Raw genomic sequence first — 13,360 nt, forward strand, 5'->3', positions numbered from 1 at the left:
GCTGATAGAAACAGAAGCCACTGGAGCACCTCAAAAACACCATCATACACTAAATCAGTAAGTTGGCAGCATCACCCAAAAGTTAATCTGACCGTTAAAAACACACTTGCTGATGATGGTAGCGAAGACAACATCTCTCTGATATTCCAGAGCATGAAGGATTTCACCCCTGAGCAGGTTTCCCGGCAAATTCCTCAGCTGAAGGCAATGCTTTCTATGCGTAACCTGCTTCGCGATTTAAAAGCGAACTTGCTGGACAATCAGGCTTTCCGAAAGGAACTGGAAAAAATTCTGCTCGACCCGGCATTAAGCGCAGAACTCAGAGCCGAACTTTCAGCCCTGGCCCCAAAACACTCCTAACCGTCACCCGGTAATCACGGATTAACCAAGGAATGCTCATGTCTGTAAAAAATGAAAACGCCGCGGCTGGCGCAAGCGTTGTGCTGGAACGTCCTGCTGCAGGCGGGGTTTATGCGTCCCTGTTTGAAAAAATTAATCTTAACCCGGTGTCTGAACTGAGCGCGCTGGATATCTGGCAGGACGCGCAGGCGATGTCAGATGCGACCGCTGATGAACGTTTAACGGCGGGGATGCAGGTGTTTCTGGAGTGCCTGACAAAATCGGGCTCAAAGGTTGAAAAACTCGACAAAAACCTGATTGACCATCATATCGCGGAGCTGGACTACCAGATTAGTCGCCAGCTGGATGCGGTAATGCATAGCGAAGAATTCCAGGCGGTGGAGAGCCTGTGGCGCGGCGTGAAATCGCTGGTCGACAAAACAGATTTCCGCCAGAACGTGAAGGTTGAACTGCTGGATATGTCAAAAGAAGATCTGCGTCAGGACTTCGAAGATAGCCCAGAAATCATCCAGAGCATACTGTATAAACATACATATATTGATGAGTACGACACCCCGGGTGGAGAGCCGATCGCTGCGCTGATTTCCGCTTACGAATTTGATGCGTCTGCGCAGGATGTCGCGCTGCTGCGTAATATATCAAAAGTCTCCGCCGCAGCGCATATGCCGTTTATCGGCTCTGCCGGCCCGAAATTTTTCCTCAAAGATTCGATGGAGGAAGTGGCGGCCATCAAAGACATTGGTAACTACTTCGACCGTGCGGAGTACATCAAGTGGAAATCCTTCCGTGAGACGGACGATGCCCGTTATATCGGTCTGGTGATGCCGCGCGTGCTGGGTCGCCTGCCGTATGGCCCGGATACTGTGCCGGTTCGTAGCTTCAACTACGTGGAAGAAGTGAAAGGCCCCGATCACGATAAATATCTGTGGACCAACGCCTCGTTTGCCTTTGCATCCAACATGGTACGCAGCTTCATCAACAACGGCTGGTGTGTACAAATCCGTGGCCCGCAGGCCGGTGGTGCCGTCCAGGATCTGCCAATCCATCTGTACGATCTGGGCACCGGCAACCAGGTGAAGATCCCGTCAGAAGTGATGATCCCGGAAACCCGCGAATTTGAATTCGCTAACCTTGGCTTCATTCCGCTGTCCTACTACAAGAACCGCGACTACGCGTGCTTCTTCTCGGCGAACTCCACGCAGAAACCGGCGCTGTATGACACTGCGGATGCAACGGCTAACAGCCGCATTAATGCCCGTCTGCCTTACATCTTCCTGCTGTCGCGTATCGCACACTACCTGAAGCTGATTCAGCGCGAAAATATCGGCACCACCAAAGACCGTCGTCTGCTGGAATTAGAACTCAACACCTGGGTTCGCAGTCTGGTGACCGAAATGACTGACCCGGGCGACGAGCTTCAGGCCTCTCACCCGCTGCGTGACGCGAAAGTGGTGGTGGAAGATATCGAAGACAACCCGGGCTTCTTCCGCGTCCGACTGTTCGCTATTCCGCACTTCCAGGTAGAAGGGATGGACGTCAACCTGTCACTGGTTTCTCAGATGCCAAAAGCCAAGTCGTAAGGCGAGGGGAAATCAGGGATGAAAATTTACCGCCCACTTTGGGAGGATGGGGCCGCTCTGGCCCCGCAACAGTTCCAGCAGCAGGACCGCTGGAGTGAACACGTTGCCGACATGGTCGCCCGGATGGGTATTTCTCATCCCTGGGGCGTGGTGGTGGCAGAATTTGATGATGCTGCGCTGGCGCTCTCGCGCCTGAACGCCACCCGTCTGGTCGTACGTTTCCAGGATGGCACGATTGTTGATACGGATCTGGCGGATAATCTTCCGCCAGTCTGTGATTTATCCGCCGCAAATGGCTCCGAGGCTGTTGAAGTGGTTGCCGCACTGCCGCTGTTGAGCGCCAGTGGCGGCAATCTGGATAACGGTCAGGAGAGTGAACGTCCACGTCGCTGGAAAACGGAGCGCGTAGTGGTCCAGGAGCTGGCCGGACACGAAAGTGGTGAACTGGCCATTCTGCGTTACGCCATGACGCTTCGTTTGTCCACGCAGGAAAACACCGCTTATCTGACCTGCCCGGTCGCCCGTCTGGTGCGTAATGCGCAAGGGCAGTGGCGTCGCGATCCCTCCTTTATCCCGCCGATGCTCTCGGTTGCAGCAAGCCCCTGGCTGGTAAGCGAAATGAGTGACCTGCTGGTCCGCTTGCAGGCAAGACGCAAGCGTTTGATGGCGATGCGGCGTGAAAGCAACGAACGGATGGCCGATTTTGCGGTCGCCGATGTCTCATTATTCTGGCTGCTTAATGCGCTGAACAGCGCCGAGCCGGTGCTCGCTGAATTACTGCAAACACCGGACCGTCACCCTGAGTTGCTGTACCGCGAACTAACCCGTCTGGCGGGCAGCCTGCTGACCTTCTCACTGGAGCACGACGCAGGCGATATTCCTGCTTATCAGCATGATGCACCGGAGCGGGTATTCCCACCGTTGCTGGCACTGCTCGACAAGCTGCTGGAAGCGAGCCTGCCGTCGCGGGTGGTGAGTATCCACCTCGAGCATCAGGACCAAATCTGGAAAGGCGCCCTGCACGATGCGCGCTTGCGTGAAGGGGCTGACTTCTATCTCTCCGTACGTTCATCCATGCCAAACCATGAACTTCAGACGAAATTCCCGCGGCTGTGTAAAGCGGGCAGCTTTGATGATGTTTCGGATGTGGTGAATGTGGCCCTGAGCGGGATGGTTATCAAACCGCTAACGCATGTTCCGGCCGCTATCCCGTTACGCCTTGAGAACCAGTATTTCTCGCTGGATCTGAGTACTGAAGCGGCACGCGCGATGCTTGAGATGGGCAGTTGCACCTTCTATACCCCGCGCTCACTGGGGGATGTGAATCTTGAACTCTTTGCGGTGCTGCGCTCATGAATAAACCCGAACTCAGCCAGATAGAACGTATCTTCTACCCAGGCTGGCTGATGGCCAGCCAGTTGCGGAGCGGCCAGGAAGTTCGCGACGGGGAAGGGCTTTACCGCCGGGCTTGCCGTTTGGTGAAAGAGGCAAAAGCTGCGCTCATGGAGGCAGGCTACAGCGACATCAGCCGCGACCATATGGTGTATGCCTTGTGTGCGCTGCTTGATGAGAGCGTGATGAACAGGGGCACCACCGATGATGGCTACCTGACCTGGCACCGAGACCCGCTACCCGGGAGGTCTGACATGGTGGATAAAACGCAGCATTACCGTAATCACTGGGCACAGTGGACGGTTGCCGAAATTACGTTTGTGGAACAACACTATGGTCAGTTGGACGTGCGATTTTCAGGAGAAGCCAGCGAGCAGGGATTAACAACTTTTCTTGATGCTTTTGATGAGTCCAGTCACTGGGTTTTAGTTGTACCATTATCACCCGGCTTGCTTCCTTTTAAAAAATGCCGGGTAACAACGGCGGAACTGGCGGAAACAACATTACCCGCGTCGCAAGTGCTGGTGGTTGAAAATGAGCAGTGTTTGCATCATCTTCCAGCATTATCTGACACTATCGCGATTTTAGGCTGTGGCCTGGACGTGCAATGGCTATCCAGTTCTGTTCTGGATGAAAAACGCGTTGCCTATTGGGGGGACATGGATAGCTGGGGACTACTGATGCTGGCGAGAGCCAGGCGTTGTCGTCCGACGCTTGATGCCCTGCATATGAACCGTGAGTTGTTTGAGCAGTATGTCAGTCATAGCGCCGTTCCAGAACCGGTCATAGCGAAGGAAGCTGTACCTGATGGCTTGCTTAACGAGGAGGCCGATTTTTATCGCTACTTAACCCGTTTACCGCGTGGTCGTCTGGAGCAGGAGTTTTTGCCTGTGGGGATTGCGGAAGAGGTGCTTCTCAGGTGGGGAAAAGAGAGTTAAAAAAGTCATGCTTGTTCTGGAAGGTTATTTACGCGGTATTTTGGTAGTGGTTGTTGCGAAAAGTCTGCGTTGATGGTCCTGATACCTTACCGGGTAGAGGGACTTTGCATCAGTCAGTTTAGATACTGTGGCAACTGTCGCCTTTAGATGGACAAACGCATAAATTATTAACCTATTGAATTTCTTGTTTTCAGGCAGCAGAGAGAAGGTATATCAGAGGGTACTGAGGTGTATAAACGTCACGAACATCCGTGAAAAGGCGAAAAAAACCAGCCAATAGATAATGCTTTGCAATGGCCAGAAATCTACCGTAGCCAGAAAGTGAAAAAGCCCCGCTTTGCAGCGAGGCCTTATGAATAGTGGTGCCCGGACTCGGAATCGAACCAAGGACACGGGGATTTTCAATCCCCTGCTCTACCGACTGAGCTATCCGGGCAACGGGGCGCATTAAACCTGAATCGCCTCGTCTCGTCAATCAAATTTCTTCAATTTACTGCAGACTGCACAATCTATCATCACTTTGCCGCTATTGCACGCATTGTCAGGCAAACCAGGCGGTCCAGGCGGCGGAAAGCGGCATTGCCAGAAGGAGTGCTGGAAGCATGTTGACCACCGGGAACATTTTAATGCCACAGATGCGTAATCCGGTTGCCAGCAGCAATAAACCGCCTACGGCGCTGAAGTCTGCCATCATCGACGGTGTGGTCAGCGGTAATATCAGCGCGGCAGCCCACGCCAGCGTTAACTGGATGATCAGTAATGGGATACTAATCACCGATACCGCAATACCCAGCGAGCAGGCGAAGATCATCGCCGTAAAGAAATCAAGAAATGACTTGGCGATTAAAATACTCGGATCGCCGGTCATCCCTTCGTTCATCGCCCCGAAGATCCCGGTGCCGCTGGCGCAAAACAGGACAATAATCGCGACATAATTCTGAATAAAAGATTCATGCGCTGGCTTCTTACGTGAGTGACGAAACAGATTTTGTGCTTTGGCGACCGCTGTATTGACGCCTTTCTCCAGCAGACAAATTTCGCCGATTAATGCTCCGAGTAAGGTTGCTAAAACCATCGCTGGAAGGTTGGCGCATTTCACCACCAGTAAAATACCAATCCCCAGCGATGCCAGACCAAAAATTGATGTCATGGAGACGCGGATACGTTCCGGTAAGCGTTGGCTAAGCAGTGCACCGAGCATGCCACCCAGTAATATTGCACTTGCGTTGATAAAAGGGCCGATGACCACAAGAGTTCCTGTTAACTGTATTGTTTGATTTTCTTATTATGAACTTTTTGCCTTGTTGATGGCTTGTCTGGTCGCAAAGTCCTGGCTTGCACGTCTTAGCGAAAGGTGCCATGATTGCGCGAATTTTCTCCTCTCTGTACGGAGTTTGCCCGATGCACGCCATCTCCTTACATTCTCTCGCTTATCGCCGTTTCGCGCGAAACCCTTCTCTTTTTATGCTACTGCTCATGCGGTGAAGTTAACGCACGTTCACTGCAGGACAACAGTAAAATCAGAGCGTTTCTGCTTTTACTGATGTCTGGCGGTCGGAGCTGGTGACCAGTTTGACCCATATCTCATGGGGCAGGGTTTTACACCTTGTCCGGTATTCTTACTTCCCCGAAACGGGTTTTGCGCTTATGAAATCAATGAATATTGCCGCCAGTAGTGAACTGGTATCCCGACTTTCTACTCATCGCCGCGTGGTGGCGTTGGGAGATACTGATTTTACGGACGTCGCGGCAGTCGTCATTACCGCTGCGGATAGTCGCAGTGGCATTCTTGCGTTGCTTAAGCGCACCGGTTTTCATCTACCGGTGTTTTTGTATTCCGAACATGCTGTTGAATTACCTGCGGGCGTTACGGCGGTAATCAATGGCAACGAGCAGCAGTGGCTGGAGCTGGAATCCGCAGCCTGTCAGTATGAAGAGAATTTGCTGCCACCGTTTTATGACATGCTGACGCAGTACGTTGAGATGGGCAACAGCACCTTTGCTTGCCCTGGACATCAACATGGTGCGTTCTTTAAAAAGCATCCTGCCGGACGCCATTTTTACGATTTCTTTGGTGAGAACGTCTTTCGCGCTGATATGTGTAATGCTGACGTAAAATTGGGCGATCTGCTTATTCATGAAGGATCGGCGAAAGATGCGCAGAAATTCGCAGCCAAAGTCTTTCATGCCGATAAAACCTATTTTGTGCTGAACGGCACATCGGCAGCGAATAAAGTGGTGACGAATGCGCTGTTAACGCGTGGCGATCTGGTGCTTTTCGACCGTAACAACCATAAGTCGAATCATCACGGCGCGCTGATTCAGGCGGGGGCGACGCCGGTCTATCTGGAAGCTTCACGCAACCCGTTTGGTTTCATTGGCGGTATTGATGCGCACTGTTTTAATGAAGAGTATCTGCGCCAGCAAATTCGCGACGTTGCGCCAGAAAAAGCCGACCTGCTGCGCCCGTTTCGCCTGGCGATTATTCAGCTGGGAACCTATGACGGCACTGTCTATAACGCCCGTCAGGTGATCGATACCATTGGGCATCTGTGTGATTACATTCTGTTTGATTCCGCGTGGGTCGGTTACGAACAGTTTATCCCGATGATGGCGGATAGCTCGCCGCTGCTGTTAGAACTTAACGAAAACGATCCAGGGATCTTTGTGACTCAGTCGGTGCACAAACAGCAGGCGGGATTCTCACAGACGTCGCAGATCCATAAAAAAGATAACCATATCCGCGGACAGGCGCGTTTTTGCCCGCATAAGCGGTTGAATAACGCCTTTATGCTCCATGCTTCTACCAGCCCTTTCTATCCGCTGTTTGCTGCACTGGATGTTAACGCCAAAATTCATGAAGGGGAGAGTGGGCGTCGGCTGTGGGCTGAGTGCGTTGAGTTGGGTATTGAGTCGCGCAAGGCTATTCTTGCGCGCTGTAAGCTGTTCCGCCCGTTTATCCCGCCCGTTGTTGATGGCAAATTGTGGCAGGATTATCCGACATCAGTGTTAGCCAGCGACCGCCGTTTTTTCAGTTTTGAGCCGGGGGCGAAGTGGCACGGCTTTGAAGGATATGCCGCGGATCAGTATTTTGTTGATCCGTGCAAGCTGTTACTCACTACACCAGGTATCGATGCCGAAACCGGCGAATATAGCGACTTTGGCGTTCCGGCGACGATTCTGGCGCACTATCTGCGTGAGAACGGCATTGTGCCGGAGAAGTGCGATCTCAACTCCATTCTGTTCTTATTAACTCCGGCGGAAAGCCACGAGAAGCTGGCACAACTGGTGGCGATGCTGGCGCAATTTGAACAGCATATTGAGGATGACTCGCCGCTGGCTGAGGTGTTGCCGAGCGTTTATAACAAGTATCCGGTGCGCTATCGCGACTACACCCTGCGCCAGTTGTGTCAGGAGATGCACGATCTGTATGTCAGTTTCGACGTCAAAGACCTACAAAAAGCGATGTTCCGCCAGCAGAGTTTCCCGTCAGTGGTGATGAACCCCCAGGATGCGCATAGCGCTTATATTCGCGGTGACGTGGAGTTGGTGCGGATTCGTGATGCCGAAGGGCGAATTGCGGCAGAAGGGGCGTTGCCTTATCCACCTGGCGTGCTTTGCGTGGTACCCGGGGAAGTCTGGGGTGGGGCGGTTCAACGTTATTTCCTTGCACTGGAAGAAGGGGTGAATTTGTTGCCGGGATTTTCGCCGGAGCTGCAAGGTGTTTATAGCGAAACCGATGCGGATGGCATGAAACGGTTGTACGGTTATGTGTTGAAGTAAGAATAAAAAAAACGGGTCACCTTCTGGCGACCCGTTTTTCTTTGCGTAATTAGTGGCTAACCGTCTGTGTACCTGTCGGGACACGAACGTGTTTATATTTGAACATCGCCATGAACGCGAAGGCCAGAACCACGGAGTAACCAGCGAAAATCAACCATACGGTCTGCCAGTCGGTAATGCCGTTTTGGGTGTACATCTCAACCACTTTACCGCTCACGATGCCCCCGAGGATACAGCCGAAGCCGTTGGTCATCATCAGGAACATCCCTTGCGCACTGGCGCGAATAGCCGGGCTAACTTCTTTTTCGACAAACACCGAACCAGAGATGTTGAAGAAGTCGAACGCACAGCCGTAAACAATCATCGACAGAACCAGCAGTACGGTGCCGAACGGAGTCGGGTCGCCGTAAGCAAACAGCGCAAAACGCAGGATCCACGCCACGATACTGATCATCATTACGTTCTTAATGCCGTAGCGGCTTAAGAAGAACGGGATGGTCAGAATGAACAGGGTTTCAGAGATCTGCGAAATCGACATGATGATTGACGCATGCTGCACGATGAAGCTGCTGGCAAACATCGGATCTTTGTCGAAGCTGTGCAGGAAGGTATTACCGAACATGTTGGTAATCTGCAGTTCCGCGCCCAGCAGCATTGAGAAGATGAAGAAGATTGCCATACGCTTGTTTTTAAACAGCGCGAATGCATCGAGGCCCAGCAGGGTTGTCCAGCTCTGATTCGCTTGCTGTTTAGCAACCGGAATATGCGGCAGAGTCAGGGTAAACAGAACCAGAATGGCGGAAAGTGCTGCGCCAATATACAGCTGCATGTGGCTTAATTCGAAGCCAGACAGGCTCACCACCCACATTGCCATGATAAAGCCGATGGTGCCCCAGATACGGATTGGCGGGAAGTCAGTAACGATATCCATCCCGGCATTTTGCAGGCGATAGTAAGAGATGGTGTTGATTAACCCAAGCGTTGGCATATAAGCAAACGAGTTAATCAATATCACAAGGAACATCGCTTCCGGCGTCGTGACCTGTGCCGCCATGAACAGCGTGATAGCGCCAATGGTGTGGCAAATGGCATATACCCATTTCGCACTTAACCATTTGTCGGCCACAATCCCCAGCAGCGCAGGCATAAAGACCGCGGCGATACCCAGTGAACTATAAACTGCGCCAATAGAAGCACCGTCAAACTTCAGGGTAACAAACATATAGGAGCCGAGGGTTGTCAGCCAACTTCCCCACAGACAGAACTGCAGAAAAGAGAGGATTTTCAGCTGCAGCTTAAGATTCATGTTAATTTCCTCACATCGTGATGCGGATGAGTGTTTGAAAAAGCACATTTGACCGTGCGAGATGATGGGATTCTATCAACTTCGCGGACTGGTTTTTTGTTACCTGCGGCAAATAATTGCAAACATTCCTAATTTGCAAAACGAAATTGTGATATGGATAACATTTTTGCCCCTGAGCATCGTCAGGGGCGGTTAGTGGAATTATCGGCGGCGGTAGGATTTTTGCGCGGTATTCACTTTATAAAGATAACGGCGAGATTCCGCAGAGGGATGGCGGGTCGTCAGCGTTTGATAAACATCGCCCGGCGTCATGGTGTTAATAATATTAGCCGCCTGAATCTTATCATTCGAAAAGACTCGCAGCACGCTGCCTGCGCCGCCGTTATAGGCGGTGATGACGGCATAACGCCGGGATGTAGGGTTATCAATTCCGCCGAGATAAACATTGTTCAGCATCGCCAGATACGCGGTGCCGGTATCAATATTGCTGGCAGGATCAAACAAGAAACTGCGGCTCGGCGTGCCGGATTTCCCCTGCGAGCGGAACACATCTTTCCCGGCAGTATGTTGTACCACCTGCATTAACCCCAGCGCATCGGAACGGCTGACCGCATACGGGTTAAAGGAAGATTCAGTCTGCATAATTGCCAGAATCAGCGACTCATCAACGCCATATTTCCGTGACGCCTGGCGGACCATGCCGAGATATTTGTGCGCACGTTTATCAAGGTGGTTCGGCACCATGTTAATGGTGACGCTGTAGATGATACGCAGCCCGTTGCTGCGGCTCTTCAGACGGTTTTTCAGCAGATAATCCGCGAAGTTGCTTGCGCGACCTTCCCAGCGAATCGGCTGCCCGGTGTTGTCCACCACCTGACCGTAAAGGAAAGGTTCTTTCGAAATTGTAATATCATCAACGTCGGAATAGAGATCGACCGAACTCGGATCGTCACCCATCAGCAACGTTTTGATAATTGCCCGGCGCAAATGCGCGGCAGGTTCTGTCCCGGCGATGGTTTCGATAGTAATCGTACCGTCATCGAAGTTGATGTGGCTGCGGGTCTGATATTGATCGGTGTATTTCACGTAGTCCTTAGGACCGGCGATCACCACCTCTTTGAAGCCCCAGATGTTCTCAATATTGTGGGCAAATTGCCCCATCAGAATATCAAAACCGTTGGTGTCTTTGACCCAGGCTTCGTTATAGGTATCGCCTTTTTTGGTCGTCGAACAGGAGATGAGCAACGGCGCAATCAAAGCCAGCGCGAGATATTTTTTCATCATTCCGGGTGCGTGTTGTGTTTGTTTTTATGCAAGCTGCCGGAGGCGTGCTCCGGCACTGTTTTTATTTTTTATCTTCCGGCGTATAGCCCTCGATATGCACCTCTTTACCCTCGAACAGGAAGTTGACCATCTCCTGCTCCAGCAGCTTGCGGTGCTCGGCATTCATCATGTTGAGTTTCTTTTCATTAATCAGCATGGTTTGTTTGTGCTGCCACTGCGCCCAGGCTTCTTTGGAGATCTCGTTATAGATGCGTTTTCCCAGTTCGCCGGGGTACAGCTGAAAATCCTGACCTTCTGCTTCACGTTGCAGGAAAGTACAAAAAATCGTTCTGCTCATAAATCATCCTCTTTATCGACTCACGCGCTAAACCGGCGCGCCAGTGCGTAACTGCTGTAACAAACGCTCCACGGGAGCCGCCAGGCCAACTGACGGCGGTTGCGCTAAGTTATACCAGAGCGCATTGCCTTCATCCATGCAGCCGGTGAATGACGACACGGGAAGCCACATAGGCACAATATCTAAGTGGAAATGGCTGAAGGTATGCCGAAACGCGGTCAGCTGCGTCAGGTTATCGGCAGCAATCTGCCGTTGCGCCAGCCACTGCCGCAAACTTTCTTCGTCGGCAAACTGCGGGAAACAGTATAAACCGCCCCACAATCCGCTCGGCGGACGCTGCGCCAGCAATACTTCATCTTCGTGCTGTAACAGGAGAAAGTAGCCGGTGCGCTCCGGCAGCGTCTGTTTCGGTTTTTTGCCCGGATAAAGCGACCAGCTATTGTTGGTGGCGGCAATACATCCGTTTTGTAGCGGACAGAGCGAACATTTCGGCTTCGAACGCGTGCAAATCATCGCGCCCAAATCCATCATCGCCTGATTAAACCGTTCCACGCCGACCGCGGGCGTCACCTGCTCGCTTAAACTCCATAATTTATTCTCGACCTCTTTTTTCCCAGGCCAGCCGCTTACAGCATAGCAGCGCGCCAGCACCCGTTTGACGTTACCGTCGAGAATCGGAAAGTGCTTACCCAGAGAAAGCGAGAGAATCGCGCCTGCGGTGGAACGCCCGACGCCCGGCAGTGCTGCAACTTCCTCAAAGGTTTCCGGGAATTTACCGCCGTGTAAGGTCGCCACTTGTTGTGCCGCTTTATGCAGATTGCGCGCGCGGGCGTAATAGCCAAGCCCGGTCCACAAGTGGAGAACTTCGTCGAGCGGCGCATTGGCGAGATCGGTCACCGTCGGGAAGCGCGCCATAAAGCGTTCAAAATAGGGGATAACGGTCGCAACCTGAGTTTGTTGCAACATCACTTCTGAGAGCCATACTTTGTAGGGCGTCTTGTCAATTTGCCAGGGCAGAGTTTTTCGCCCGTATTTATCGTACCAGTCCAGAACCTGGGCTGAAAATTGCGACGCTTGCATGGTCACCGAATTCACTGTTGTTGGGGGCAAGATTGCAGCACAGCGACGGCAGGGTGTAAACCGGAACTTTCCGCAGCCACGGCCTTATCATGCTTGCATCCGGCAACTAACTTTGGATAATGCCCGTTTTCAGAACACTTTCACAAGCGACTAAATCTTTATGAAAAACGACGTCATTTCACCGGAATTTGATGAAAACGGCCGCCCACTGCGCCGTATCCGTAGTTTTGTGCGCCGCCAGGGGCGACTGACCAAAGGCCAGGAACATGCGCTGGAAAACTACTGGCCGGTGATGGGCGTTGAATTCAGCGAAGATATGCTGGATTTCCCCGCGCTTTTTGGCCGTGAAGCGCCGGTGACGCTTGAGATTGGTTTTGGCATGGGGGCGTCGCTGGTGGCAATGGCTAAAGATCGCCCCGAGCAGGACTTCCTCGGCATTGAAGTGCATTCACCGGGCGTTGGTGCGTGCCTGGCTTCTGCGCATGAAGAGGGCTTAAGCAACCTGCGCGTGATGTGTCACGATGCGGTTGAAGTGCTGCATAAAATGATTCCTGACAATTCATTGCGCATGGTGCAGCTCTTTTTCCCTGACCCGTGGCACAAAGCGCGCCATAATAAACGCCGTATCGTTCAGGTGCCGTTTGCCGAACTGGTAAAAAGCAAACTGCAGCTGGGGGGCGTATTCCATATGGCGACCGACTGGGAACCTTATGCGGAACATATGCTTGAAGTGATGTCTTCTATTGACGGTTATAAAAACCTGTCAGAGAGCAATGATTACGTACCGCGTCCGGCATCACGTCCGGTGACGAAATTTGAACAACGTGGTCATCGTCTTGGTCACGGAGTATGGGACTTAATGTTCGAGAGGGTGAAATAATGGCAAAGAACCGTAGCCGTCGTCTGCGTAAAAAAATGCACATCGACGAATTCCAGGAGTTAGGATTTTCGGTGGCATGGCGATTCCCGGAAGGTACATCGGAAGAACAGATTGATAAAACCGTTGATGATTTTATTAACGAGGTTATCGAACCGAACAAACTGGCCTTTGACGGCAGCGGTTATCTGGCCTGGGAAGGTCTGATCTGCATGCAGGAAATCGGCAAATGCACCGAAGAACATCAGGCGATTGTGCGTAAGTGGCTGGAAGAGCGCAAACTGGATGAGGTACGCACCAGCGAACTTTTCGACGTTTGGTGGGACTAAGAAAGCATACGGGCGATGACAAATGCAAAACTGCCTGATGCGCTACGCTTATCATGCCTACAAAGATGCACGATCGAGTAGGCGGGATAAGGCG

Annotated in this window: 12 protein-coding genes, 1 tRNA gene and 2 pseudogenes; 9 read left to right on the forward strand and 6 right to left on the reverse strand. The window is 52.1% G+C overall.

Translation table 11 applies throughout. The features are described 5' to 3' along the window. From OQV04_RS03330 to OQV04_RS03350, 5 genes and pseudogenes are all read left to right on the forward strand, one after another. Positions 1-360, forward strand: a 360-nt coding sequence (locus OQV04_RS03330; RefSeq protein WP_332641595.1) for a type VI secretion system contractile sheath small subunit, incomplete at its 5' end; no start/stop codon positions are given. Between the two features lie 32 nt (positions 361-392). Next, positions 393-1,940, forward strand: coding sequence for a type VI secretion system contractile sheath large subunit (tssC, locus tag OQV04_RS03335; protein ID WP_247806618.1), 1,548 nt, complete (start codon positions 393-395; stop codon positions 1,938-1,940). Positions 1,941-1,958: 18 nt separating this feature from the next. After that, the gene (gene tssK, locus OQV04_RS03340; RefSeq protein ID WP_032281577.1) at positions 1,959-3,296 is read left to right on the forward strand and encodes a type VI secretion system baseplate subunit TssK; all 1,338 of its coding nucleotides are present in this window, start codon (positions 1,959-1,961) and stop codon (positions 3,294-3,296) included. Beyond that, positions 3,293-3,571, forward strand: a pseudogene (locus OQV04_RS03345) (DotU family type IV/VI secretion system protein); the annotation flags it as partial. The gene tssK and the pseudogene OQV04_RS03345, both read left to right, overlap by 4 nt. A 78-nt stretch (positions 3,572-3,649) precedes the next feature. Next, a pseudogene (locus tag OQV04_RS03350) lies at positions 3,650-4,270 on the forward strand (Wadjet anti-phage system protein JetD domain-containing protein); the annotation flags it as partial. A 360-nt stretch (positions 4,271-4,630) separates the two neighbouring features. Here the strand turns inward: OQV04_RS03350 and OQV04_RS03355 are convergent. Beyond that, positions 4,631-4,706 (reverse strand) — tRNA-Phe (locus OQV04_RS03355). A 105-nt stretch (positions 4,707-4,811) separates the two neighbouring features. Next, positions 4,812-5,519, reverse strand: coding sequence for a DUF554 domain-containing protein (locus OQV04_RS03360; RefSeq protein ID WP_000234483.1), 708 nt, complete (start codon positions 5,517-5,519; stop codon positions 4,812-4,814). A gap of 152 nt (positions 5,520-5,671) precedes the next feature. On the opposite strand from OQV04_RS03360, the gene OQV04_RS03365 reads away from it, so the two are divergent. Together OQV04_RS03365 and speC are read left to right on the forward strand one after the other, a co-directional pair. Beyond that, positions 5,672-5,755 (forward strand): hypothetical protein, encoded by an 84-nt coding sequence (locus tag OQV04_RS03365; RefSeq protein ID WP_212734937.1) that lies wholly within the window; start codon positions 5,672-5,674, stop codon positions 5,753-5,755. 162 nt (positions 5,756-5,917) lie between these two features. Further along, the gene (speC, locus tag OQV04_RS03370) at positions 5,918-8,053 is read left to right on the forward strand and encodes an ornithine decarboxylase (protein WP_032281576.1); all 2,136 of its coding nucleotides are present in this window, start codon (positions 5,918-5,920) and stop codon (positions 8,051-8,053) included. 49 nt (positions 8,054-8,102) lie between these two features. On the opposite strand, the gene nupG is transcribed toward speC, so the two are convergent. The 4 genes from nupG to mutY form a co-directional block, all read right to left on the reverse strand. Continuing rightward, positions 8,103-9,359, reverse strand: a complete 1,257-nt coding sequence (gene nupG / locus OQV04_RS03375) for a nucleoside permease NupG (RefSeq protein WP_001049791.1) — start codon at positions 9,357-9,359, stop codon at positions 8,103-8,105. A gap of 201 nt (positions 9,360-9,560) precedes the next feature. Further along, positions 9,561-10,640: a membrane-bound lytic murein transglycosylase MltC gene (mltC, locus tag OQV04_RS03380; protein WP_000760323.1), complete on the reverse strand. Its 1,080-nt coding sequence runs from the start codon at positions 10,638-10,640 to the stop codon at positions 9,561-9,563. Positions 10,641-10,704: 64 nt separating this feature from the next. Beyond that, positions 10,705-10,980, reverse strand: a complete 276-nt coding sequence (locus tag OQV04_RS03385) for an oxidative damage protection protein (RefSeq protein WP_000091700.1) — start codon at positions 10,978-10,980, stop codon at positions 10,705-10,707. A 27-nt stretch (positions 10,981-11,007) separates the two neighbouring features. Next, the gene (gene mutY / locus OQV04_RS03390) at positions 11,008-12,060 is read right to left on the reverse strand and encodes an A/G-specific adenine glycosylase (protein ID WP_001301529.1); all 1,053 of its coding nucleotides are present in this window, start codon (positions 12,058-12,060) and stop codon (positions 11,008-11,010) included. A 160-nt stretch (positions 12,061-12,220) separates the two neighbouring features. Between mutY and trmB the strand changes: the two genes are divergently transcribed. Next, positions 12,221-12,940 carry a tRNA (guanosine(46)-N7)-methyltransferase TrmB gene (gene trmB, locus OQV04_RS03395; RefSeq protein ID WP_000786911.1) on the forward strand — a complete coding sequence of 240 codons (720 nt, stop codon included), beginning with the start codon at positions 12,221-12,223 and terminating at the stop codon, positions 12,938-12,940. Continuing rightward, entirely contained in the window at positions 12,940-13,266 is a 327-nt protein-coding gene (locus OQV04_RS03400) for a YggL family protein (protein WP_001107564.1), read from the forward strand. The genes trmB and OQV04_RS03400 overlap by 1 nt, the downstream gene beginning before the upstream one ends. The last annotated feature ends 94 nt before the right edge of the window (positions 13,267-13,360 follow it).

The organism is Escherichia sp. Lx600-2, assembly GCF_036662595.1.
Classification (GTDB): Bacteria; Pseudomonadota; Gammaproteobacteria; order Enterobacterales; family Enterobacteriaceae; genus Escherichia; species Escherichia coli.